Annotated in this window: 24 protein-coding genes and 1 pseudogene; 9 read left to right on the top strand and 16 right to left on the bottom strand. The window is 69.6% G+C overall.

What is annotated here, in order from left to right; genetic code table 11:
• Positions 1–2: 2 nt before the first annotated feature.
• From FZP69_RS08785 to FZP69_RS08760, 6 genes are all read right to left on the bottom strand, one after another.
• On the bottom strand, positions 3–614 hold the full coding sequence (locus tag FZP69_RS08785) for a hypothetical protein (protein WP_152040943.1): 612 nt from the start codon (positions 612–614) through the stop codon (positions 3–5).
• Between the two features lie 73 nt (positions 615–687).
• The gene (locus FZP69_RS08780; RefSeq protein WP_152040942.1) at positions 688–960 is read right to left on the bottom strand and encodes an MTH865 family protein; all 273 of its coding nucleotides are present in this window, start codon (positions 958–960) and stop codon (positions 688–690) included.
• A 70-nt stretch (positions 961–1,030) separates the two neighbouring features.
• The gene (locus FZP69_RS08775; protein ID WP_152040941.1) at positions 1,031–1,483 is read right to left on the bottom strand and encodes a hypothetical protein; all 453 of its coding nucleotides are present in this window, start codon (positions 1,481–1,483) and stop codon (positions 1,031–1,033) included.
• 135 nt (positions 1,484–1,618) lie between these two features.
• A complete protein-coding gene (locus FZP69_RS08770; RefSeq protein ID WP_152040940.1) occupies positions 1,619–2,104 on the bottom strand; it encodes an acyl-CoA thioesterase in 486 nt (161 codons plus the stop codon).
• Between the two features lie 173 nt (positions 2,105–2,277).
• Positions 2,278–2,736, bottom strand: coding sequence for a bifunctional nuclease family protein (locus tag FZP69_RS08765; RefSeq protein WP_152040939.1), 459 nt, complete (start codon positions 2,734–2,736; stop codon positions 2,278–2,280).
• A gap of 31 nt (positions 2,737–2,767) precedes the next feature.
• Positions 2,768–3,394 (bottom strand): ArsR/SmtB family transcription factor, encoded by a 627-nt coding sequence (locus tag FZP69_RS08760; RefSeq protein WP_152040938.1) that lies wholly within the window; start codon positions 3,392–3,394, stop codon positions 2,768–2,770.
• A 205-nt stretch (positions 3,395–3,599) separates the two neighbouring features.
• On the opposite strand from FZP69_RS08760, the gene FZP69_RS23220 reads away from it, so the two are divergent.
• On the top strand, positions 3,600–3,734 hold the full coding sequence (locus FZP69_RS23220; protein ID WP_275689349.1) for a hypothetical protein: 135 nt from the start codon (positions 3,600–3,602) through the stop codon (positions 3,732–3,734).
• A gap of 68 nt (positions 3,735–3,802) precedes the next feature.
• Here FZP69_RS23220 and FZP69_RS08755 read toward each other — a convergent pair whose 3' ends face one another.
• Complete coding sequence (locus FZP69_RS08755) at positions 3,803–5,185, bottom strand: glycerate kinase type-2 family protein (RefSeq protein WP_152040937.1); 1,383 nt, start codon at positions 5,183–5,185, stop codon at positions 3,803–3,805.
• Positions 5,186–5,379: 194 nt separating this feature from the next.
• On the opposite strand from FZP69_RS08755, the gene FZP69_RS08750 reads away from it, so the two are divergent.
• Together FZP69_RS08750 and FZP69_RS08745 are read left to right on the top strand one after the other, a co-directional pair.
• Positions 5,380–7,050 (top strand): TraB/GumN family protein, encoded by a 1,671-nt coding sequence (locus FZP69_RS08750; protein ID WP_152040936.1) that lies wholly within the window; start codon positions 5,380–5,382, stop codon positions 7,048–7,050.
• The gene (locus FZP69_RS08745) at positions 7,047–7,688 is read left to right on the top strand and encodes a metalloprotease (protein ID WP_152040935.1); all 642 of its coding nucleotides are present in this window, start codon (positions 7,047–7,049) and stop codon (positions 7,686–7,688) included. The genes FZP69_RS08750 and FZP69_RS08745 overlap by 4 nt, the downstream gene beginning before the upstream one ends.
• A gap of 530 nt (positions 7,689–8,218) precedes the next feature.
• Here FZP69_RS08745 and FZP69_RS08740 read toward each other — a convergent pair.
• A complete protein-coding gene (locus FZP69_RS08740) occupies positions 8,219–8,461 on the bottom strand; it encodes a hypothetical protein (RefSeq protein WP_152040934.1) in 243 nt (80 codons plus the stop codon).
• A 258-nt stretch (positions 8,462–8,719) separates the two neighbouring features.
• Between FZP69_RS08740 and purM the strand changes: the two genes are divergently transcribed.
• Positions 8,720–9,838, top strand: a complete 1,119-nt coding sequence (gene purM, locus FZP69_RS08735; RefSeq protein ID WP_152040933.1) for a phosphoribosylformylglycinamidine cyclo-ligase — start codon at positions 8,720–8,722, stop codon at positions 9,836–9,838.
• A gap of 151 nt (positions 9,839–9,989) precedes the next feature.
• On the opposite strand, the gene FZP69_RS08730 is transcribed toward purM, so the two are convergent.
• The gene (locus tag FZP69_RS08730) at positions 9,990–10,532 is read right to left on the bottom strand and encodes a CBS domain-containing protein (protein WP_152040932.1); all 543 of its coding nucleotides are present in this window, start codon (positions 10,530–10,532) and stop codon (positions 9,990–9,992) included.
• Between the two features lie 51 nt (positions 10,533–10,583).
• Positions 10,584–10,955 (bottom strand): DUF555 domain-containing protein, encoded by a 372-nt coding sequence (locus FZP69_RS08725; protein ID WP_152040931.1) that lies wholly within the window; start codon positions 10,953–10,955, stop codon positions 10,584–10,586.
• Positions 10,956–11,286: 331 nt separating this feature from the next.
• Between FZP69_RS08725 and FZP69_RS08720 the strand changes: the two genes are divergently transcribed.
• Both FZP69_RS08720 and psmB read left to right on the top strand, forming a co-directional pair.
• Positions 11,287–11,472 carry a hypothetical protein gene (locus FZP69_RS08720; RefSeq protein ID WP_152040930.1) on the top strand — a complete coding sequence of 62 codons (186 nt, stop codon included), beginning with the start codon at positions 11,287–11,289 and terminating at the stop codon, positions 11,470–11,472.
• Positions 11,473–11,661: 189 nt separating this feature from the next.
• Positions 11,662–12,399 (top strand): archaeal proteasome endopeptidase complex subunit beta, encoded by a 738-nt coding sequence (gene psmB, locus FZP69_RS08715; RefSeq protein ID WP_152040929.1) that lies wholly within the window; start codon positions 11,662–11,664, stop codon positions 12,397–12,399.
• 146 nt (positions 12,400–12,545) lie between these two features.
• Here psmB and FZP69_RS08710 read toward each other — a convergent pair whose 3' ends face one another.
• Complete coding sequence (locus FZP69_RS08710) at positions 12,546–13,013, bottom strand: pyridoxamine 5'-phosphate oxidase family protein (protein ID WP_152040928.1); 468 nt, start codon at positions 13,011–13,013, stop codon at positions 12,546–12,548.
• A gap of 146 nt (positions 13,014–13,159) precedes the next feature.
• A complete protein-coding gene (locus FZP69_RS08705) occupies positions 13,160–14,689 on the bottom strand; it encodes a hypothetical protein (protein WP_152040927.1) in 1,530 nt (509 codons plus the stop codon).
• A 101-nt stretch (positions 14,690–14,790) separates the two neighbouring features.
• Between FZP69_RS08705 and FZP69_RS08700 the strand changes: the two are divergent.
• Positions 14,791–16,560, top strand: a pseudogene (locus FZP69_RS08700) (ATP-dependent DNA ligase); the annotation flags it as partial.
• 281 nt (positions 16,561–16,841) lie between these two features.
• On the opposite strand, the gene FZP69_RS08695 reads toward FZP69_RS08700, so the two are convergent.
• From FZP69_RS08695 to FZP69_RS08680, 4 genes are read right to left on the bottom strand one after another with little or no spacing between them, the layout of a single operon-like run.
• Positions 16,842–17,690 carry a sugar phosphate isomerase/epimerase family protein gene (locus FZP69_RS08695; protein WP_152040926.1) on the bottom strand — a complete coding sequence of 283 codons (849 nt, stop codon included), beginning with the start codon at positions 17,688–17,690 and terminating at the stop codon, positions 16,842–16,844.
• A 6-nt stretch (positions 17,691–17,696) separates the two neighbouring features.
• Positions 17,697–18,626, bottom strand: a complete 930-nt coding sequence (locus FZP69_RS08690) for a UbiA family prenyltransferase (RefSeq protein ID WP_152040925.1) — start codon at positions 18,624–18,626, stop codon at positions 17,697–17,699.
• A 7-nt stretch (positions 18,627–18,633) separates the two neighbouring features.
• Positions 18,634–19,464, bottom strand: a complete 831-nt coding sequence (locus FZP69_RS08685; protein WP_152041559.1) for a sugar phosphate isomerase/epimerase family protein — start codon at positions 19,462–19,464, stop codon at positions 18,634–18,636.
• 2 nt (positions 19,465–19,466) lie between these two features.
• Positions 19,467–20,267 (bottom strand): TatD family hydrolase, encoded by an 801-nt coding sequence (locus FZP69_RS08680; protein WP_152040924.1) that lies wholly within the window; start codon positions 20,265–20,267, stop codon positions 19,467–19,469.
• A 173-nt stretch (positions 20,268–20,440) separates the two neighbouring features.
• Here FZP69_RS08680 and FZP69_RS08675 point away from each other — a divergent pair, with 173 nt between their 5' ends.
• Together FZP69_RS08675 and FZP69_RS08670 are read left to right on the top strand one after the other, a co-directional pair.
• Positions 20,441–21,730: an inositol-3-phosphate synthase gene (locus FZP69_RS08675; RefSeq protein WP_152040923.1), complete on the top strand. Its 1,290-nt coding sequence runs from the start codon at positions 20,441–20,443 to the stop codon at positions 21,728–21,730.
• A complete protein-coding gene (locus tag FZP69_RS08670) occupies positions 21,727–23,121 on the top strand; it encodes an alkaline phosphatase family protein (protein ID WP_152040922.1) in 1,395 nt (464 codons plus the stop codon). The genes FZP69_RS08675 and FZP69_RS08670 overlap by 4 nt, the downstream gene beginning before the upstream one ends.
• Positions 23,122–23,243: the final 122 nt, after the last annotated feature.

Below are 23,243 nucleotides of genomic sequence, written 5' to 3'. Positions count from 1 at the left end.
CGCTACGGGGGCGACCACGACTCGGCGGTCAGCGTCGCGTTCGCCGCCTCACAGGCGTCCGCTCCTGTCGAGAGGAACGGGACCGTCGCCGCTCGTGGGGCCTCGGGAGCAGTCACGTAGGCGGCCAGCGTCGCGACCACTCCGTCGGCGCCGGCGAGTTCGTCCGTCTCGAGGTTCGCGGGATCGAGTGACAGCGGCACGCGAGCCCGCCGCCAGCCGGTCCACGCCGGGTCACAGATGTACGGGACCGGCCCGAGCCTCCTCGCGTGCTCGCGCCCGGTTCGTACCTGTGCGAGGAGGACGAATCCGGCGTCGTAGTTCTCGTTGTGAACCTCGTTGTCCCACTCCCGCCGTGTCTCCAACCCCAGTGCGTCGGTGAACACGGCGACGTCGGACGACGGAGCACTCGTGAAGAGCCAGGCGGCGTACTGGTCTTCGGTCGGGGAGCCACCGAGGCCGCCACGGACGAACGACTGGCTGGCGTCGTGGATACGACCTCTCGCGTGGTCGAACCGGATCGGACCGGAGAGGCGCTGGCGGACGTCTCCGAGGCAGCCGGCGGTGGCAGCGGTGGTGGTGAACGCGACGGTCGAAAGGAGGGCTCTGCGGCGCATCAGTCCGCCGTTCGAACGACCGGAGGAAAGCTCTGTTCACTCGACGCGACCTGTCGGTTCGGTGCTGGCCGAACTACGACTGGTACGTCTGCTGGAGCGCGGACGTGACGTCCTCGACGAGGTCGTCACCTGACTCGTAGGGGAACGAGAGGTAGTCCCCACAGGCGAGTGCCAGTTCGAGCGCGACCAGTTCGACGCCGCCGACGACGAACACGTCCTGTCCGTTCGCCATGACCGACAGCAGGTCGGCCGGCCCGTGCATCGGAAACGTCGCCGAATCGAGCGTCTCGGTGAACTGGCTTCGAAACGGTTCGGTCGTCCGGTCGGCCGATGCCGAAGTAGCCATCTCGACCGACAGTCTCTTATCCGAGAATATAACGGTGCCGCGTTAAGTATCAGATCTGAGTTCAGAGTCGTCACGAGAAGTCCGGCAGATCGTCGGGTGCCTCGTACTCCGACTCCCAGTCGACGTACTCGTCCTTGAGCACGTCGCAGACGACCTGGCCCAGCTCCGTGAGCCCGGCGTTGATGCCCGACACCTGCCCCCAGGAGGTCAGGTCGGGGTGGATCTCGCGCTCCTTCCAGTCCTCGGGGAGGCCGGGCGCGTGGTAGCCGACTCGGTCGGCGAAGGAGTCCCAGAAGAAGTCGAAGTGCGAGACGAGGTCGAGTTCCTCGACGATGGCCCACTCCTCCGTCGAGAGGTCGCTCGTCTCGGCCCACTCCGCGAAGGCCTCCGCCCACGCGCCGTCGTGGAGGAAGCGTTCGAGGTCGTCGCGGTGGTAGTCGTCGCCGCCGACCTCTGCGTCGTCGTACTCGTTGGGATCGACCTGGTTCAGCGTCGGCGGTTCCGGCGTGGGGACGTCGAGCATAGGTGGAGTCCGGTGGCACGCCAGTAAAGCGTGTTCCTCGTCGAACGGGTCGAGCTCGGTGGCGCGACGGACACCACGACGGCACAGCGCGGTCGGTTCCCGCCCAGACCCGCCCCGTCCGTGGGCACCGGCGTCTCAGCCGTCCATCCGTTCGACGACGGCTTCCAGCTGTGCCTGTCGTTCGGCGATCGCCTCCGCACGGCGGTCGCGTTCGGTGTCGGTCGGACAGGCCAGTCGCGGCACCGCCGTCGGTGTCCCGTCGTCGTCGAGTGCCACGAAGGTGAAGAAGGAGGTGGTCGTCTCCCGCTCGTCGTCCGTCCGGGGGTTCTCCGCCCGGACGTCGACCTTCACGTCGATGCTGGTGCGTCCGACGTTGAAGACGTAGCCCTCGATCACGACGACCTCACCGAGATCGATCGGCGAGATGAAGTCGACGTGGTCCATCGACGCGGTGACCACCTGCCGGTTCGAGAAGCGCATCGCCGCGATCGCACCGCAGATGTCCATCCAGTGGAGCACGGCCCCCCCGAGCGCCCGTCCGAGGTTGTTCGTATCGTTCGGGAGCAGGTACTCGGTCATCTCGGTGTGCGACTCCGCCAGCGTCGCCGTTTCGTCGGCCATGTGCGAGGCGAAGTTCGCCCCGGTCTTGAAACGTGAGCCTCACACGCCTCCACGGGTCGGCTCAGCGAGAGGCCGGTTGTCGGGCGTGGTCGACCTCGCGGTCGTGCCCGTCGACGTGACGCTGGTCGAGTTCGGTGCCACAGGTCGGAAAGAGCGCAGCGCCGACCACGCGTTCAGCGGGCGAAGTCGTCCTCGTCGTCCTCGACGTCGAAGCGCGACGGGGGCTGGCCGGCCAGGTCGAGCACGGCGTCGGAGATGTAGATGGGACAGTCGACGCGGACCGAGAGCGCGACGGCGTCGGAGGGGCGGGCGTCGAAGACGAACTTGCGTGGCTCGCCGTCGTTGTACTGTTCGGCGTCGACCTTCGCGTAGAACGTCCCGTCGGCGAGGTCGTCGATGCGGACGGAGTCGATCGCGCCGCCGAACTCCGTCACCATGTCCACGAGGAGGTCGTGGGTGAGGGGTCGCTCGAACGGTTCGCCCGAGAGTGCGAGCTGGATCGCCTGCGCCTGATCCGTCGTGATGACGATCGGCAGGTACTCCTCGCGCGCGGAGAGGATGACCGCCGGCACGTTCGAGCCGTCGTCGCTCATCCCGACGCCGATCCCCCGCACCTCGGCCTCGTGGTTCATATCGCTTCCTTTGACGTGTAGGTATGAATAGCTACTCCTCGCCGCGACGCGCCCGGACGTACCAGACTGCGAACCCCACGACGAGCACCGCCAGACCCCCGCAGAAGAAGACGAGCCCAGGCGGGAGCCCGGACGCCGCGCTCGTCGCGGTCGCCTCGGCGGTGACGCGGACGGCCTCTGCGCCGTCAGCGCTCGCCGCACCTCCGGCCCCGGTCGAAGCCCCGCCGAAGAGCAACTGGACGAGCACGCTCACCAGCGCGAGCACCCCGACGGCCCCCACGAGGCGGCTCAGCACCGCCCGGAGCCCCTCCGTCTCGGACTCGCGCCCGGCGACGACGACCAGCGGCCGGTCGGTCGGGGCGTACAGCTTCATCTCCCGTCCCTTCTCGGAGTAGACGGTGTCGACGACCTCGACGAGGCCGGCGCCGTCCATCCGACCCAGGTGGTACTGGACGTTCTGCAGCGAGGTGTCGACCCGGTCGGCGACCTCGGACGCCGACGCGGGCTCCTCGTGGAGGGTCGAGAGGATGCGACGCGCGGTCCCCGAGGAGAGCGCCCCGATGAGGTCGTCGGCGTCGTCGGAGTCGAGACCGATCACCCGCGGGGTGGCGTCGTCGGCCGCGGTCGCGTCGGAACGGGAGGGCAACAGCCGAGCCATGCGCCCTGTTCGTCGCGGAGGGGTACAGCCTTGTTGGTCGTCCGGGGGGCCGGAACCGACCGCCCGGTCGACTCCCCCGTCGGGGGTCGCCCCGTCGCTGCGGTGTCGGTCCCCGCGACGTATACTGAGTCGGGATTGCCTCTCGTCGCGGAATATCCGTAGTTACATACCGGTCGAGTCCCTCCCGGTCGACCGGACGCTTCCGATGATACTGCGAGACGACGGTCTGATCTGTCCGTACTGCGGCAGCGTGCGGACCGAGCAGAAGCGCAACCGCGGCCGCGACGCCGTCTACGGCTGTGACGCGTGCGATCGGGCGTTCTCCGCCCCGCGGAAGTGACGGTTCCGTACCGCGGCAATGGCGGCTCCGTCCCCCGACGTCGGGAGCGAACGCTCGCCGCCAGCCACTCAGTTCCCGTCGACCACCAGCACCCGCAGGTCGTTGACGTTCGTCCCGGTCGGCCCCGTCCGGATCAGACAGTCGTGGTCGTCGAGCGCCGGGAGGGCGTCGTTGCGCGCTAGCGCGTCGCGTGCCGCCGCCCGGTCCTCGCGTCTCTCGAGGGTGGTCTCGTCGACGACGGCCCCCGCGGCGTCCGTTCCCCCGTCCTTGCCGTCGGTGTCGACGCTCGCGAGCACGGCGTGGCCCGCCACCCGGTCGAGTTCGAGGGCCGCCGCGAGCGCGTACTCGAGGTTGGGGCCGCCGTCGCCGTCGCCGCGGACGGTGACCGTCGTCTCGCCGCCCGAGAGCACCACCGCCGGTGGGGAGACGGGGTTGCCCGTCGCGAGCGCCTCCTCGCCGACGGCGACGTGACTCTTGGCCGCCTCGCGTGCCTCACCGCGGATTCGCGAGGAGAGCACACACGTCCCGTACCCCCGTTCCTCGGCCACGATCCTGGCCGCGTCCAGCGCGGTGAAGCCGTCGGCGAGCACGTGGTTGTCGACCCGGTCGAAGATCGGGTCGCCGGCTTTCGGCGTCTCGGCGACCTCGCCGGCGTCACCGCGTTCCAGTCGCTCGCGCACCGACTCGGGGACCGTGAGGTCGTACCGGTCGAGCACCGCGAGCGCGTCGGCGTACGTGGTCTCGTCCGGGACTGTCGGACCCGACGCGATGACGCCCAGATCGTTGCCGACGACGTCGGAGAAGACGAGCGAGACGATCGTCGCGGGTGCGGCAGCGCGCGCGAGGCCCCCGCCTTTCAGCGTGGAGAGGTGTTTGCGGACGGCGTTGATCTCGCCGATGTCCGCGCCGCTGTCGAGGAGCGCCTCGGTGGTCTGCTGGAGGTCCGCGAGCGCGATTCCCTCGGCCGGCGCGGGCAACAGCGCGCTCGCCCCGCCGGTGACGACCGCGAGGACGAGCGTCCGGTCGTCGGCTCCCGCGAGGAGGTCGACGACGCGTCGGGTGCTCTCGACGCCCTCCTCGGAGGGGACCGGGTGCGAGCCCGGCAGGTGGTCGATGCGGTCGCCCGTCCCCGGGTCGTAGGTGACGACCGCGCCGGCGTCGATGCGGTCGCCGAGCACGCGTTCGAGCGCTTCGGCGACGCCGGCGGCGGCCTTCCCCCCGCCGACGACGACCACGCGATCGAAGGCGGTCAGGCCGTAGTCGGCGTCGGCGACGCGGAGGCGTTCGCCGCCTGTCCTCTCCCCGCCGCCGGTCCCGCCGCTCCCGCCCGCGTCGACGATCGAGACCGCCGATTCGAGGACGCGCTCGGGGTGGGCGGCCTCGATACCGGCCCGGACGCAGGCGAGGGCTGTCTCGTGTCGCGCGGTCGGCGCGTGTGCGTCGAGATTCATACCGCCGGGGTCGTCCGGGCGCGTTATAGGGGTTGCCGTCCCGGGAGTCTCCGGATGCCAGCAGCCACGTCGACGTCGTTGGCGCGGACGAGGGCGGGATCCCGACCGCTCTCGCCGCCGAGTGCACCCGTGGCACGCGACACGTTCTCACGCGCACCGACAAGCGTATGAGGGGCCACCGGAAAAACCCGGCAATGAGTCAGGACGCGGCCCCGTCGCCGCAGGGACGCGTGCAAGTCGTCGGCACCGCACACGTCTCCGCGGACAGCGTGGCCGAAGTCGAGGAGACCATCCGACGCGAGCGCCCCGACGTCGTGGCCGTCGAACTCGACGAGGGGCGCTACCGTCAGCTGAAAGGCGGCACCCCGGACGACATCGAGCCCGGCGACCTCCTCAAGGGAAACACCGTCTTCCAGTTCATCGCCTACTGGATGCTCTCGTACGTGCAGGCACAGCTGGGCGAGAAGTTCGACATCTCGCCGGGCGCGGACATGCTCGCCGCGGTCGAGACCGCCGAAGAGTCGGAGATCGACGTCGCGCTCGTCGACCGCGACATCCAGACAACCATCCAGCGGTTCTGGGCGCGGATGTCCGTCGTCGAGAAGCTCCGGATGGCCGGCGGACTCGTCTTCGGCGTCTCGGACGCCCGCGCCGTCGGGCTGGTCCTCGGCATCCTCGTCGGCGTCCTCGTCGGCCCCGTCGTCGGGCTGTTCGGGGGGAGCGTCGGCGTCACCCCCTTCGTCCTCGGTCGGGTGACGGGCGGGGTCGTCCTCGCCGTCGCGACCGGCCTCGTGCTCCGGACGCTCGCGGCGGGTTCGCTCGACGGCGACGACGACCTGTATCTCGCGGTCGGCGGCGGCCTCGCGGTCGGCCTCGTCGCCGGCGTCGGCCTCGGTCTCGCCGCCCCGCTGGTCGACCGCATGAGCCCGTTCCTCGTCCGGGCCGTCGGGAGCCTCGCGATCGGGATCGGCCTCGGCGTCACCGTCGGCGGGTTCGGCGGCCTCGTCGCCCATCGACTGGGGTTCGGTACGTACGACGAGGTCGAGGAGTTCGACATCGAGGACCTCACCGACGCCGACGTGGTGAGCGTCATGATGGAGGAGTTCCGCGCCTTCTCGCCGGGGGGCGCGGAGGCGCTCATCGACGAACGCGACGCGTACATCGCCCACCAGCTGGTCGCGCTCCGACAGCAGGGGGCGCACGTCGTCGCCGTCGTCGGGGCCGGCCACCGCGCCGGCATCGAGTCGTACCTCGCGAACCCGGAGACGCTCCCGCCGATGGAGTCGCTCGTCGGCCAGCCCTCCACGCGGGGGATCCCGTGGGGGAAGATCGTCGGCGTGGGGCTCACGGTCGTGTTCGTCGGCTTCTTCGTCCTGCTGGCGATGGCCGGCGTCCGTAACGGCTTCCTGCTGCGGGTGTTCGCCGCGTGGTTCGTCATCAACGGCGTCTTCGCCGCGGCGTTCGCCCGGGCCGCGGGTGCACGGTGGCTCTCGGCGCTCGTCGGCGGGGCGGTCGCGTGGCTCACTTCGGTCAACCCGCTGCTCGCGCCGGGCTGGTTCACCGGCTACATGGAGCTGCGGCACACACCCGTGAACGTGACCGACATCGGCCGACTCAACGACCTCCTCTCGGACGAGGAGAGAGCCATCGGAGCCATCGTCTCCGACATGTTCGACGTCCCCCTGTTCAAACTCATCATGGTCGTCGCGATGACCAACGTCGGAAGCATCGTCGCCAGCCTGCTGTTCGTCGCCTACGTCCTGCCGCTGTTCGCGGCGGATCTCGGCGGCGTCGACGCCGTCACGCGCCTGATGCTCGACGGCGCGTCGAACAGCGCCGACCTGCTCTGGAGGGCCGTCACGTGAGCCTCGCCCGCGAACTCCGCTTCTCGGACCGCGAACTGCGCGACCTCGCGGTCGCGTGGATCGCCCTCGGCGTCGCCTTCGCGGTCTTCTTCGCCGGTGGCGGCCGGGGCCTGCTCGCGCTCCTCTCGGGCGGTGGCTTCACCGCCGCGGTCGTCGTGAGCCTCCTCACCGCCGGCGTCGGCTTCCTGCTCCACGAACTCGCCCACAAGGTCGTCGCCGTCCGCTTCGGACAGATCGCGGAGTTCCGCGCCGACTACGGGATGCTGTTCCTCGCGGTGGTGAGCGCGCTCGCGGGCTTCATCTTCGCCGCTCCGGGGGCGGTCTACCACCGCGGCGTGCTCTCTGACCGCGAACACGGCCTCATCGCGCTCGCGGGCCCCCTCGCGAACATCGGGCTCGCGGTCCTGTTCGTGCCGGTCTTCGCGGTGGGTGTCCTCACCGGGTCGGAGTTCGTCGGCCTCCTCGGCGGCCGCGGGCTCGCGATCAACCTCTTCCTCGCGGCGTTCAACCTGATCCCCTTCGGGGCGCTCGACGGCCGCACGGTGCTCGACTGGAGCACGCCCGTCTTCGTCGCCGCCTTCGTCCCGAGCCTCGTCGTCGCGGTCGTCGTGGTGTTCGTCTTCGGCGTCGGCTTCTGATCCGGGGAGCGACGGGGTGACGGGACGCCGTCGAGCACGCCGGGAGATTCCGTCTACCGACCGGTTGTCGTAGCTGTCTGCCCGAGGCGCGTCGACGCCGATCCGAGACGGTAGTCGCGAACCGGGCGACCGAGCAGTGCACGGGTGCGGTGAACGGGTTCGGTCCTCCCCGGCCGAGTGCTCGCGCACGGAGTGCGAACACTGCACACCGGAGCGACACGGCCGCTCAGAGCCGCTCGTTCGCCCCGCTCACGAAGACGATACCTGCGCGCGCCGCTCAGACGTCTGTTCGTTTCCGCACGCCGGGCGCACGCGACCGCGTTCTTCGTCGCCGTCTCACTCCTGTCGCCGTCGTCTCACTCGCCGCGAAGTCGGTGGGACGGGACCGACGGACGAGAACCCGGAGCCCATGTGGGGCGCGTGTAGAGGGCCGTGCCGTCTGTCAGGTGTCGGGGCCGTGTGGAGGGCCGTGCCGTCTGTCAGGTGGGGGCCGTGTGGAGGGCCGAGCCGTCTGTCAGGTGGGGACGGGGTCAGCGGGCGTAGTCGTGCCCGAGCAGCAGGGCGACGACGTTCGCGGCGAGGAGGGCGACGAAGGGGACCAGTTCGCCGCCGGTGATGCCGCCGGCGAGGAGGGGGAGGTACGCCAGCGGGAGGACGACCGCGAGCCAGAACGCGAGCGTGCGAACTGTCGCGGTCGCGAGGGTGGAGAGCGTTTCGAGGGCGGTCGTGCCGACGCGCCGGAGACGCGGGGACTGGGAGTGTGCACCGGACATGGGCACCTGAACGTATGGACAGTGACCCCCATATAAGGCGCAGAGCGTTGAGTCGTCTTCACTCGAATTGCGGACTGTTCACCGGTCGAGGGCACTGTTTACGCGCCCGGTTCGATATTTTACGAACGTTTCAGCGGCCTCGAAACCGTTTATCGACGTTTCTGAGTCTTTTTCGCCCGATCCGGAGCCGCGCTCGCCGTCGTCCCGCCCGAGCCGGCAACCGGGGGCTTCTTGACCGGTCCGCGGGTGCGTTCGGACATGACTGCCGATCCGACGCGCCGGCCAGACGGCGGCGCGGACGATGTCGACGAGAACGCCGACCGGCGGACGGACGACGTCGACGAGAACGCCGACCGGCGGACGGACGACGTCGACGAGGACGCGGAGGGACTGACGTACGCCGAGACGGGCGTCGACATCGCGGCGAGCGAGGCGGCGACGGCGGCGCTCGTGTCGGCCGCTGGCGACGCGGGTGCCGGCGACTACGCCGGCCTGCTCGACATCGGCGACCGCTACCTCGCGCTCGCGACCGACGGCGTCGGCACGAAGCTCCTCGTCGCCGAGGCGCTCGGCGACTACTCGACCGTGGGGATCGACTGCATCGCGATGAACGTCAACGACATGGTCGCCGCCGGCGTCCGACCGGTGGCGTTCGTCGACTACCTCGCGGTCGACGAGCCGAACGAGACGTTCTCGGCGCAGATCGGCGAGGGGCTCAAGCGCGGAGCCGAGGCGGCCGACGTCGCGCTCGTCGGCGGCGAGACGGCCGTGATGCCCGAGGTCGTTCGGGGTCTCGATCTCGCGGGGACCGCCGCGGGACTCGCGCCGAAGGACGCGCTCTTCCCCGGCGAGGCGCAGGTGGGCGACGCCATCGTCGGCTTCCGTTCGTCGGGGATCCACTCGAACGGGCTCACCCTGGTGCGCGAGGCCGCCACCCGCCGTCACGAGTACACCGACCCCTACCCGTACGCGGGGGAGCGTGCGGACGAGCCCGACTACGACAGCGTCGGCGCGGCGCTGCTCGAACCGACGCAGCTCTACACACACCTCCTGGACCCGATGCGAACCCACGGCGTCCACGCCGCCGCGCACGTCACCGGCGGCGGGTGGACCAACCTGACGCGAATGGGGTCGTTCCGCTACGTCGTCGACGACCCCTTCGAGCCGCACTCCGTGTTCGCGTTCGTTCAGGAGGAAGGGAACGTCTCCGCCGAGGAGATGCACCGCACGTTCAACATGGGGACGGGGTTCGTCTGCGCGCTCCCACCGACGGACGCCGAGGCGCTCGCCGACGCCACCGAGGGCCGGGTGATCGGGCACGTCGAGGCGGTCACCGCCGGCGACGCGAGCGTCTCGGTCCGCGGGCTCGACCTGTAGCTGGCGACACGGGCCGTTCGGTTCCGTCGAATCGTGTGTGTCGCGACCGAGACGCCGACGGAGTCTGACGGTTCGGCGCCCGTCCGAATCGGAGGATCGGACGCGCGATGGCGAACACCGCCGGGCCGCCGCGGTCGCCACGGACGTCCGGCTACGGGATCTGCGCTGCGATGTCGGCGTCGGTGATGATCCCGACGGTCGAGCCGTCCTTCATCACGAGGACTGCGTCGTGGCGGTCGAGGTAGCTGTCGACCTCCTCGAGCGTGGCGTCGGGTTCTACCGTCGTGAACGACTCGCGCATCACCTCGGCGACCGGCAGATCGGCCACGTTGTCCTCGTGGACGTGCCGGATGTCGCTGTTCGAGATGAACCCCCGTGGGCGGCCGTCACGGATGACGGGCAACTGCGAGAACCCCTCGTCGAGCATCCGATCGCGCGCCTCGCGCACGGAGTCGTCCGGCGAGACCGACACGACGTGCTCGTTCATCACGTCCGCCGCCCGAACCACCTCGCCCTCGGCCTCGTTGAGCGCGTCGACGATGCGCCGGAGCGTCGAGAGTCGGGGGTCGACGTCGTCGCCCTCGATGCGGGCGATCAGCGGCTGGGAGACGTCCGCCATCTCCGCGAGCGTGCTCTGCGTCAGGTCGAGCGACTCCCGCCGGTCTTTCAGTTCCTGCGGTGTCGGGAGTTCCATACACAGTTATAACCAGAAGTAATGACTAAAAGCTTTGGTTGCGCCCGGTCGTCAGTCGCGTTCGTCGTCCCCGTCCCCGGCCTCGGTCTCGACGATGTCGATGACCGACAGCGGAACGTCGCGGAGCGCCCCGCCGACCTCGCTCTTGGCGATCCGGGCGGCGTGCTGTTCGCCGTCGGCGTTGAACACCTCGATCTCGAGCCCGAGGCCCACGAGCGCCGTGTTCGCGGCGATGAACGCCGAGTCGAACCCCTCGCCGCAGAAGGGGCAGCCGGTGACGCCGACGTCCACGTCGACGAACTCCTTGTCCTGTTCGTTCAGCCGCTTACCAGCCTCGCTGACCGCGACGCCGATCGCGTCGTCGACGTCCTCGACGTCGCGCACCAGCCACGCGGCCTCGAGCGCGACGAGATAGTTGCTCATATCCCCGAAGAGGGGAGTCGGGCTTTCGTCTCTTGCGGTTCGCCCGCCGGGTGACAGGCGTTGTCAGCCACGAGCGGTCGACGCGACGGTCGCGGCGTCGATCGGGGGCCGTTTTCACGGCGTGACAGAGGCGCACGTCCTGCCGATTACGCTCATAACTTACGAGTGTATTCGGCGTGGGGCACCGTCCCCCTACGCAACTCATTCATGATAATCAGAACGTCTTGGGGTCGACCCCTGTTCGGGAGAAACCGCAAGACAGCGAGGGGGTGCTCCGGGATTCCGGACCGGAGTATTTATATACTGGAGTCCCTCGGGCCTTGGTACGCAGATGATCGAAACCGCTTACCGTGCTGGCCTGCTGGTCGCGTACCAGTTCGCCGTGTTCGTGGGCATCGCCCTGATGCCCGTCGCGCTGCTCGCTCGTCGGCTGGGCGTGACGCTCCCGTTCGGCCGCCTCGTCCGGACGCTCGACGACGCGTACTCCGAGGTGGCCGCCGAGGTCGACGCACGGTAATCGCCCGAGACGGATCGTTCTCAACGGCAGTCACGGACGACGAGCGCCGCGGCGGTCGAGCACGTCACTCTACCAGCCGAGACTCCGCAGAGGCGACCGCCGTCGTGGTGTTCTCGGCTGCAGGCGGGCGAGGCGGCAACGGCGGGGGGAAGGGCTGCATTTATCAGCGCCGGACTGTTATGACCGTCAATGCGTACGCCTACCCACGACGACTTCTCCGACGGGCACGACTCTCGACTGGGCGGTAACCGGCCGGTGTTCGGGCCGGAACTCGGCGAGTTCCCCAACGCCGACCAGCGCCGTTCGGCGCAGTCGGACGAGACCAACGAGATGAAGACCGGGACGACGACGGTCGGTCTGCAGACCGAAGACGGCGTCGTGCTCGCGACCGACATGCGAGCCAGCGCGGGCTACATGGTCGCCTCGAAGGACGTCCAGAAGGTCGAGGAGATCCACCCGACCGGTGCGCTCACCATCGCCGGCTCCGTGTCGGCGGCACAGTCGCTCATCCGTTCGCTCAAGGCCGAGGTGAGCCTCTACGAATCCCGGCGCGGCGAGGACATGACGATGCAGGCGCTGTCTACCCTGACGGCGAACTTCCTCCGGTCGGGGGCGTTCCTCATCGTCCAGCCCATTCTGGGTGGTGTCGACGACGAGGGCTCACACATCTACAGCATCGACCCCCTCGGTGGGACCACGGAGGAGGAGTACACGGTCACCGGCTCGGGCAGCCAGTACGCGCTCGGCGTGCTCGAACAGGAGTACTCCGGCGAACTCTCGATCGAGGAGGCCAAGACCGTCGCCGCCCGCGCCATCAAGAGCGCCGTCGAGCGCGACCTCGCCTCCGGCAACGGCATCAACGTCGCCGTCGTCACCGACGAGGGTGTCGAGGTCACTCGGCACAAGGACTTCGAAGAGGTCCTGTAGAGCGGCACCACGGGGTCGCCCCCGTCTCGGCCCGTCGCCGAACGGACAGAGGGCGTCGTTCTCGCCGTCCACGACGACCACCCTGCAGCGCGCCGTCCGCGTGCGCTGGACCGGCCTTCCCGTGTCTACTGTCGAACGCTCCGGAGTCAGCGATTTCCTGCCGCTTCCCTGACGCCCGTGAGTTCGTGCACCTTCAGTCGGACGAGCGCGAACACCATCTCCGACGGCGTCTCGAAGACGTGGTAAAACGGGATCTGGAACTCACGATCCGCGTCGCTGACGGACTGACTGGACGTTCGGTGTCGGGCGAGGTCTTCGACGGTGTTCCTGTGTTCGAGTCTACCGCGTGCCACGACGCTCTTCCAGCCGTCGGCCGTCTCGGCGGCGACGACGAACGTCGCCTCGTCGGTCGCCTCGATGTACTCCCGTTTGCGGCTTCCGGGCGCGTAGCCGAGCCGAAAGTAGACGTCGGTCTCCTCCGGTGCGTAGGTGTAGCCGACCGGGATGGCGTACGAGTCGTTCTCCTTGGCGAACGAGAGCGTTCCCGTCGTCTGACTCTCGAGGAACGCGTCGATCTCGGCCTGGTCGAGTGCGGTTGCGGGCGACTTCGGCATACCGATCCTTCGGTCCGAGCTACTGTAAACACACCGAGGGCTGGCGTCGACGTCACGGACCGGTTCACGCCTCCGAGAAGGCTCACACCCTCCAGGACGGTTCACGCCGCCCGGGAAGCGTCACCCCGAGACTGACCCACCACGGTTCAGAGCCAGTCGGTGAAGCAGCCCTCGAGCAGGGTCTCCTTCTGGCGCTCGACGTACGTCCGCTGCATCCCGGTGACGGCCTCGGCGAACGGGTCGCCGTCGTCGAGTCGTCGCCGGACCTCGCTACGCTTCCACGCGGCGGGCGTCGTGGCCGTCTCGACCCGCGCTCGGAGGGGATCGACGTAGTACGCCGCCTCCGTTTCGGTACAGCCCGCGGACTCGAGCCCGTCGGCGGCGTGTGCGAGGACGTCCGCGAACAGATCGCCCGCGTTCGTCGTGGTTTCGCCGGCGTTCGTCACCCACGTGAGGTCGGCGTCGAGCCCCTCGCGTGCGGCGGCGTAGAAGTTCTCCTTCGCCGTCTCCCACGACAGCGACTCGACCGGGTGGGCGCGTCGCGGGAGGCTCTCCATCAGCCCGGCGAAGGCCGCCTGGAACGCGATGGAGTCCCTGACGGTGGGCTGGGCTCCGATGGGGCGGAACTCGATGCGCGCGTTCGCCTCCGATCGCGTGGGACCGTCGAACACCGGGCGGACCCACCGCCAGAACGTCCCGTGTTTCCGACGGAGGGTGGCGAACCGGTCGTCGTAGCGGTCGCCGCGCGTGACGGACATCGGGACGACGCTCGGGTCGCTCGCCACGCGGTCGACCGCCTCCTCGACCGTCTCGACGTCGCGGGGGAACCGGACCTTCTCGGCGTCGTCGGCGTTGAGCACCGACTCGAACACCGCGATGCGGTTCTCGTCGTGGCCGTCGGCGAGGATCTCGTCGGGAGTAGCGTCGGGATCGTAGAGGTCCGGGGGGAAGAACGGCGAGTTGGCTCCGAGCGCGAGCAACGGCCCCGCCACCCGGAGGGCGTACGCGAAGTACTGCGGGAGGTCCCCGGCGTGCGCGACCTGAAAGTGGGGCTGGATCGACGTGATGAGGCTCTCGGGCATCACTGTCGGCGCGTCGAACGAGACGTACGGGGCGTCGACGCCCATCTGGTCGGGCGCGTTCGGGCCGTTCGCCATCGCGTGGTAGCGGACGGCGTCGCTCATGTTCGTCGCGATCTGGATCCCGTCGACCTCGACGGCGTTCGAGAGGTAGCTCCGTGCGGTCTCGCCCGCCGGGGGGATCGTCCAGAGCGCGTCGCTCACGAGACGCATCCCCTCCGCACGGGCGCAGTCGAGCGCGGCGGCGAGGCGTGCTTTGACCTCGGACTCCACCGCTCGCAACCCGTACGCCGAGAACGGCTGGGGCGACGTGGTCATCTCGGCGTTGTGCAGGCCCAGCTCCTTCTCGAAGCCGATGAGTTCGAGGAGCCGACGTGGCACCCGGGTGAGCGTGTACGCCTCGTCGTCCGCACGCCAGCGCCCGTCGGCGACGGCGTAGAACTCGTACTCGAACCCGACGATCGCCTGGTGGTTGTCGAACACTCCCTCGTGGAGTCCCTCCTTGACGACCTCGGCGTCGGCCCTGGCCTGCGCCTCGAACGCCTCGGCGTCCACGTCGAGCACCTCCCTGACGCGCTCGGCGAGGTCGGCAGTCATACCCCAGGGTTCAGACCGGGGCCTCTTGAACGCGCCGCATCCCGGAAGGGTTTATCCGTCGCCCGCCGGAGGGTGGAGCGATGACTCGACGGCAGGAGTCGATGCGGTTCGACGCGTTCTGCGAGCGGCTCGCCGCGATCGAGACGCTGTCGGCCGACACCGAGACCACGGCCGCGGTGGCCGACCTGTTCGCCGACGCGGGTGACGACCTCCCGGCGGTCGCGCGGTTCGTTCAGGGACGCGTCTTCCCCGCCTGGGACGCCACGACGCTCGACGTCGGTCCACGGCTCCTGTACGCGGCGCTCGCCCGCGCGGCGGGACCGAACGTCACCGACGACGACGTCGAGACGCGGGTGGCCGGGACGGGCGACGTCGGTGACGTCGCGGCCGCCCTCGACCTCGGCAGTCAGCGCGGCCTCGGCGCGTTCACGGACGGCGACACGGCGGCGCTCACCGTCGAGGCGGTCGACGAGACGCTCCGCGACCTCGCCGCCGCCTCGGGCCCCGGCAGCGAGTCACGGAAGGACGACCACCTCTTCGGGCTGTTCAACCGGTGTTCCTCGACGGAGGCGCGGTACCTCGCACGGCTCGTCCGTGGCGAGATGCGCGTCGGCGTCGGGGCGGGCACCGTCCGCGACGTGATCACCGCGGCGTTCGACGTCGAGGCGGCGACAGTCGAGCGCGCCCTCCAGGTGTCGAACGACTACGGCGAGGTGGCCCGCGTCGCTCGCGACGAGGCCACGGCGGGACTGGCGGCGATGCGGCTGGCGGTGGGCCGACCGATCCAGCCGATGCTCGCCCAGGCCGGGACGGCGGCGGAGGCGCTCGACGGCTGGGGCACCGTCGGCGTCGAGACGAAGTTCGACGGTGCGCGGGTCCAGCTCCACTACGACGGCGATGAGACGCGGGCGTTCTCGCGGAACATGGCCGACGTCACGGATGCACTGCCCGAACTGACGGAGTTCGCCGACCGGGGCCTCGACTGTCCGGTGATCCTCGACGGCGAGGTCGTCGCGGTCGACGACGAGGGCGCACCGCTCCCCTTCCAGGAAGTCCTCCGCCGGTTCCGCCGGAAACACGACGTCGACCGGGCGCGTGAGGACGTCGTCGTCGAGCTTCGCCTGTTCGACTGCCTCCACGCCGACGGCGACGACCTCCTCGACGCACCGTTCGAGACGCGACACGCCCGGCTGACGAGCGTCGTGGACCGCGACGACGGTGACGCACCCGCCGACGGTGACGTACCCGACGACAGTACACCGGACGACTCGACCCGTGGCACGCCCGACGACGATCCGGTCCGCGGAAGACCCGACGACGACCCGGCCCGTGTCGGTCGGGGTCCCGTCTCGACCCTGACGCTCGCGTCGGACCACGAGACGATCGAACGGCACGAGGCGCGGGCGCTCGCGGCGGGCCACGAGGGGATCGTCCTCAAGAACCCGGAGGCGGCGTACACGCCCGGTCGCCGGGGGAAACAGTGGCTCAAACGCAAGCCCGCCGTCGACACCCTCGACCTCGTCGTGACCAGTGCCGAGTGGGGCGAGGGCCGGCGTGCCTCGTTCCTCGGGACGTTCGAGGTGTCCGTCCGTCTCGACGACGGGACGTTCGCCCCGGTCGGCAAGGTCGCGACCGGCATCACGGACGACACGCTCGCCGAGCTCACCGAGCGACTCGAACCAGCCATCGAATCGACGTCCGGCAAGACGGTTCGAATCGCACCCGGGCTCGTCCTCGAGGTCGGCTACGAGGAGATACAGCGCTCGGAGACGTACGACGTCGGCTACGCCCTCCGCTTCCCCCGGCTGGTCGCGATCCGCGAGAAGCCGCCGGACGAAGCGGACTCGCTGGCCCGAGTTCGTCGGCTAGCGGGCGACGTGGACGCCGTCGACTCGGCCGACGGGACGCAGGGGGGAGACGACATCGACGGGAGCGACGAGGTCCGGGAGGCGACAGGCGAACCCCGGACCGGACGGGACACGGACGGGTGAGGCGACGCGAGGCGCTCGAAGGCGGCTCGCGTCACCGGGAAGGCGTCAGCAGAGTCGGGAGACGTCCCCCCGTCCCGTTCGTCCGCGTCGGCTCCGTGGACGCCGTCGGGGGGCAACGGTTCGGGGCCCGCGGCGGCACGGACGTGTCGCTCGTCGCCCGCTCACCCGACGTACCCTTCGAGCGCCCGCATCGCGCGTTCGGCCGCGTCGTCCGGCGCATCGGGGTACGTGTAGAGCTCCAGGGTCACGAACCCGTCGTACCCGACCTCGGCGAGCGCGTCGAAGACGACCTCGAAGTCGAGGTCGCCCTCGCCCGGGATCAGGTGGTAGTGTTTCCCCCTGATGCCGCCGGCGATGTCCTCGAGGTGGACGCCCGTGATGTGGCCTGCGCTTCGTTCGATCGTCTCGCGCAGGTCCTCGCCGTAGACCGCGGCGTGACCCACGTCGAGATTGATCCCGAGCCCGTCCCGACCGACGTCCTCGAGCAGCGCGAGCACGTCGTCGGTACACTCGACGAGGAGTTCCGGTTCGTACTCGATCCCGACGTCGACACCCCTCGGCTCGGCGTAGTCGAGGATGTCGTGGAGCGAGCCGAGGAGGTAGTCGTACGCCTCGTCGGGCAGGGTACCCGGCAGCGGACGGCCGCTCGCGAGACAGACCGCCGGTGCGTCTACCGCCTCGGCGAGATCGACCGCACGCTTCGTGTAGTCGACCCGCCACTCGCGGAGATCCGGATCCGGGTTGATGACGCTCGGCTCGAAGAACGCCGACGGAGGCGCGTCGGCGTAGTACCCCGTCGCCGTGTTGGCGTTGACGTTCGAGACGGCGATGCCGGTCTCGTCGAGTGCGTCCTGTACCGCTTTCGTGTCCTCGGCGGTGAACGTGGGGAAGTACGCGTGTGGCGTATCGCCGAGCAGTTCGACTCCCTCGTACCCGTGACCGGCGATCCGACGGATCGCCTCGGGGAGCGAGTAGTTCGTGTACGCGTTGGTGGAGAATGCGAGTTTCATTGGTGTTCAGGTGACTTCGAACCGACGAGCGAGACCGACGGCCGGCACGAGGAATGCGATGGCGGCGACGGTCCCGAGCGGTCCGACCGCCGCGGCGACCGCGGCGTCCGCGGCTCCGATGCCGAGCACGGCCGCGCCGACCGCCGGGCCGATCGTCTCGGGTGTCGGGTCGGCGTACGCACCGACGAGGGGGCGACCGACCCAGACGACGAACCCGAGTCCGACGGCCGCGGCGAGCGCCCCTGCGGTGACGCCCGCGAGCGTTCCGACGACGGCCGTGACGACGGCCGCGAGCAGGACCGCCGTCACCGCGGTCACCGCCACGGGCGTCCGGTCGGCGTCGCCCGTCTCGCTCTCGGCCATCCAGGTGAGCGCGGCGACGTAGGTGCCGAGCGCCACCGGGACGGCCACGACGCGAGCATCGAGCGCCAGTCTCCCGGCGGCCGAGAGACCGAGCGCGACGTTCAGCCCCCGCGCCGTCCCCATCGCAAGGGGTCCCGCGGGACCACCCTTCAGGACGAGATCGTAGAGGCCGACGACCGCGGCGAGCACGACGGCGGTCGGGGCGGCTGCGACGCCGCCGGCGACGGCCGCGACGACGATGCCGGCGCCGAGAAACCCTGTCCCGACGGCGGCCGCGGTTCGTCGAGAGACCGCCCCCGAGGGGATCGGCCGCTCGGGACGCTCGCGAGCGTCCTCCGCGACGTCGGCGACGTCGTTCAGGGTGGTCCCCCCTGCGTAGAGCGCCGCCGAGGCGACGCAGAGTCCGGCAACGGAGAGCGGATCGACGGCTCCCCCGACGGCGACCGCGAGTGCGGCGCCCGCGACGACATCGGGCGGGGCGGTGAACAGGTTCGGGAGGCGCACGAGGGCCGCGAGGTCGGCAGCGGTTCGCCGGACACCGACCGCCGGAGTCGACGCCGTGCCGAGGGTCATCGGCGCGTCAGACCCACCCGTGTTCGCGGAGGTACGACAGCGCTCCGCGCGCCGTCTCGGCGGCCGTCTCCTGGTACGGGTACAGTTCCACCGTGACGAACCCGTCGTAGCCCGAGTCCTCGACCGCCTGCAGGAACCCGTCGATATCCATCGCTCCCTCGCCCAGCTGGGTGTGCTCGTGCGTCCGATCCGCGGGGATGTCTTCGAGGTGGTAGTGGGTCGTGTACGGGGCGAGCGTCTCGACCAGCTCCGCAGGCTCCTCGCCCACACAGAAGAAGTGTCCGGCGTCGAAGTTGCAGCCGACCCGGTCGGAGTCGACGCCGTCCATGAGCGCGAGGAACTGCTCGGACGTCTCGATCAGCAGGTCGGGTTCGGGCTCGACCAGCACGTCCACCCCCACGGACTCCGCGTGGGCGGCGACCTCGGTCAGGCTCTCACGGAACGTCTCCATCGCCCACTCGCGGGATTTCCCCTCGGGGATCGGCCCGCCGGGCTCGATCGAGATGTACCCCGCGTCGAGTTCCGCGGCGGCGTCCAATGCCGCCAGCGTGTAGTCGACACGCTTGCGTCGGTAGTCTGGATCTGGCTCGACGAACGATGGGTGGTGGAATCCCTCGATCGCCGTCAGCATGAACGCGTTGCAGTTGCTGATGGAGACGTCGTTGCGACCGAGCGCCGCCCGCACCGCGTCGTACTCCTCGTCGGTCGCGGTGGGGGGGTAGAGGTGGGGTTCGTCGAACAGGAGTTCGACCCCGTCGTACCCCGCGTCGGCGATACTGCCGATGGCGTCGGAGAGCGAGTAGTCCCGGTAGGCGTTGGTCGAGAAGCCGAACCGCATGCTCATGGCTCGTACTCGAAGTTCTCCGCCTGTGAGAAGAACTCGAGCGGGTTCTCGAACACGAGCTTCCGGACGACCTCGCGATCCCATCCGGCGTCGAGCATCGCGTCCCGGGCCTTCGGGACGGCGAGCGGATCCGAGTCGTCCCAGTCGGCAGAGGAGTTCAGGATCATCCGGTCGGTGCCGTGCTCCTCCAGCAGCGGCATCACGTCCTCGATGGAGATCTTGCCGGGATAGAGGGTGAAGCCGAGCCAGCAGTCGGTCGCGGCGGTGTACTCCATCGTGTCGGGCTCGTTGTGGTCGATGATGATCCGCTCCTGGGTGGCACCCTCCTCTTCGAGGATCTCGACGGTGCGTTCGGCGCCGGCCGGCTTGTCCGTGTGCGGGAGGTGAATAATGACCGGGAGCTCGTGCTCCTCCGCGAGACGGAGCTGTTCGCGGAACGCCCACTCCTCGGCGTCCGTCTGGAGGTTGAAGCCGATCTCGCCGACGCCGACGACGCGGTCACGGTCGAGGTACTCGGGGAGCCGATCGATCACGGCCTCGGCCATCTCGCGGTCGTCGGCCTCCTTCGGGTTGATCGCGATGGTGACGTAGTGATCCATCCCGGCGATCCGCTCGGCCCGCTCGGTCTCGAAGTCGATGATGTGCTCGAAGTAGTCGAAGAACGACTCAGGATAGAGTTTGTCGGATCCGGACCAAAACGAGGGTTCGATCACGCATTCGACCCCGCTCCGTCGCGCCTCACGGTAGTCGTCGGTGGTCCGCGACGTCATGTGTGCATGAGGGTCTATGACTCGCATCTCACCTGTCAGTAGGAAATAACCCGGTATAGTGTTGGCGCATCGTCTATCGTTCCGACAATAAAAACAGTCGACAGATATAATATGTGTCGTGCGTCGGACATCCCGCGACGCGGTTCTCACGTCAACGGGTCGACCAGTACTGTTAACAGCGATTAAGACTGTCCGTACGTATGGATCGAATCAGGACAGGCGTCTGGCTCGTCGGTGCCCGGGGCAACGTGGCGACGACCGCAGTGACTGGTGCGCGAGGGATCGCGCACGGGACCGCGGACACGACCGGGATGGTGAGCGCTCGAGACCCCTGTGCACGACTCCCACTGGTCTCCGTCGACAGCCTCGTGTTCGCCGGCCACGACATCGCCGAGCGTCCGATGCCGTCGACCGCTGCCGACCTCACGGAGGCCGGTATCGTCGACCGGGAGACGTTCGAGACGGTCCAGGAGGACCTCGAGACGGTCGACGGGCGCGTCCGCGCGGGGACCACGCGCAACACGGGCAGCGCGGCGTCGCTAGCGGACGGCGATACCCTCGACGACGAGGGCGTCACGGCCAGCGAACTGGTCGAACGGATCAGCACGGACTACACGGCGTTCCTCGACGGGGAGGACCTCGACCGGCTGGTCGTGGTCAACCTCGCCTCGTCGGAGCCGCCGATCGCGGATCCCGAGCGGTACGACACGCTGGACGCGTTCGAACGGGCCGTCGAGGAGGACGACCCCGACCTCCCGGCGAGTTCGCTCTACGCGTACGCCGCCCTCCGCGACGGCCACCCCTACGTCAACTTCACGCCGTCGACCGGGAGCGACCTCGGGGGACTCCGCGAACTCGCGGCGCGGGAGAACGTTCCGCACGCCGGCCGCGACGCCAAGACCGGTGAGACGCTGTTGAAGACGGCGCTCGGCCCGATGTTCGCCGGTCGAAACCTCCGGGTGCTGTCGTGGGACGGCTTCAACATCCTCGGCAACGACGACGGCCTCGTGCTCGACGACGACGCGAACAAGGCCGGGAAGCTCGCGAGCAAGGGTGACGTCCTCTCGACCATCCTCGGCGACGAGATGCACAACCGCGTCCGCATCGACTACACCCCCTCCCTGGGCGACTGGAAGACGGCGTGGGACCACGTCCACTTCGAGGGGTTCCTCGGCACGGAGATGACGCTCCAGTTCACGTGGCAGGGCGCGGACTCGTCGCTCGCCGCCCCGCTCGTTCTCGACCTCGTTCGGCTCGTCGCGTACGCCGACGAGGCCGGCGAGGGCGGCGTCCAGACCCACCTCGCCTCGTTCTTCAAGGAGCCGATGGACGTGGCCGAACACGACCTCTCACGACAGTTCGCCGCCCTCGAATCGTACGTCGAGGCCCACCACGAGGCGTCGGCGGTGACCGACGGCGGGGACGCGAGCGCCGGGGCCGGTGGTAGTGAGAGCGCCGACGTCGGCACTGGCGAGGAGAGCGACCAGTGACCGCGGCACGGTCGGCCGACCGGGTCGTCGTACTGGACGTCGTCGGGCTCCAGCCCGACCATCTCTCTCGGACACCGTCGATCGCCACGTTGCTCGACGACGGGACGACGACGGGGCTCGTCCCGCCGTTCCCGGCCGTGACGGTCCCCTCGCAGACGACGCTCGCGTCGGGCCTGTCGCCCGGCACACACGGCGACGTCGCCAACGGCGTGTACGACCGCGAGACGGACACGGTCGAACTCTGGGGTCGAGACGTCGGCGACCGCCGTCGGGTCTGGGAGACCGGCCGGGAGGCCGGCCTGCGGACCGGCGTGCTGTTCTTCCAGCACCTCTACGGCACCACGGCCGACGTGGCCGTGACACCGAAGCCGATCGAGGACGAGGACAACAACCTCATCGAGATGAACTGCTGGACGAACCCCGACGAGTTCTACGACCTGCTGCGGGAGGAGCACGCGCACTTCCCGTTGCACAACTACTGGGGGCCGGCGGCGAGCGACGCGAGCAGCCGCTGGATCCTCTCGGCCGCACGCGAGAGCATCGAGCGGTACGATCCCGACCTGCTCTGGACGTACGTCCCACACCTCGACTACGCGGGCCAGCGCACCGGTCCGTCGAGCCCCGCGTTCGACGAGGCCCTCACCGAGGTCGACGAACTGATCGACGAGTTCCTCGCGTTCCTCCGGGGAACTGACCGCTGGGCGGAGACGGCGGTCGTCGTCGTCAGCGAGTACGGCTTCCACGAGGTGGACACGCCCGTGTTCCCGAACCGGGCACTGCGGGCGGCCGGGCTGCTGGAGACGGTCGACCACCCCGACGGGGGGACGGTCCCCGACTTCGATTCCTCCGCCGCGTTCGCGCTAGCCGACCACCAGATCGCCCACCTGTACGTCGACGACGACGCCGTCGCCGACGCGAGGGACGCCGTCGCGGGCCTCCCCGGCGTCGACCGCGTGCTCGGCGGCGACGACCTCTCGGCACTGGACACCGACCACCCGAACACGGGAGAACTCGTCCTCGTGGCCGACCCCGACGCGTGGTTCGCCTACTACTGGTGGGAGGCGGACGAAGCGGACGCGCGTCCGCCGTACGCCACGTCGGTCGACATTCACGACAAACCCGGCTACGACCCCTGCGAACTGTTCCTCGGCGACGACGGGATGGTGTCGACGGATCCCACGAAGGTCGGGGGCTCCCACGGCCGCGTCGACCCGGAGACGACCCCGGTGTTCGGCGTGGGCGGACCGGCGGCCCCCGACTGGTCTCTCACCGGTGACGTCGATGCGCGGCAGGTCGCTCCGACCGTTCTGGCTCTCCTCGGGGCGCTCGACGACGTCGACGCTCCCTTCGAGGCGGCCCCGGTCGGTCCCGCGGCGCAAGACAACTCGTAACCTACGGTCGTTCGCCGTCAGCGTGGCTGCGGCGGCCGGCCGTCGGCTCTGGTGGCGGACAACGGGACCTGCGGTTCGACGACTCGTTCCCCACCGTTGAAGACCCACGCGACCGTCCGCTC

Origin of the sequence: Salinigranum salinum (genome assembly GCF_009176545.1) — an archaeon.
Lineage (GTDB): Archaea > Halobacteriota > Halobacteria > Halobacteriales > Haloferacaceae > Salinigranum > Salinigranum salinum.
The sequence above is the reverse complement of the archived record's forward strand: the minus strand, read 5'-3'. Positions and strand labels throughout refer to the sequence as shown.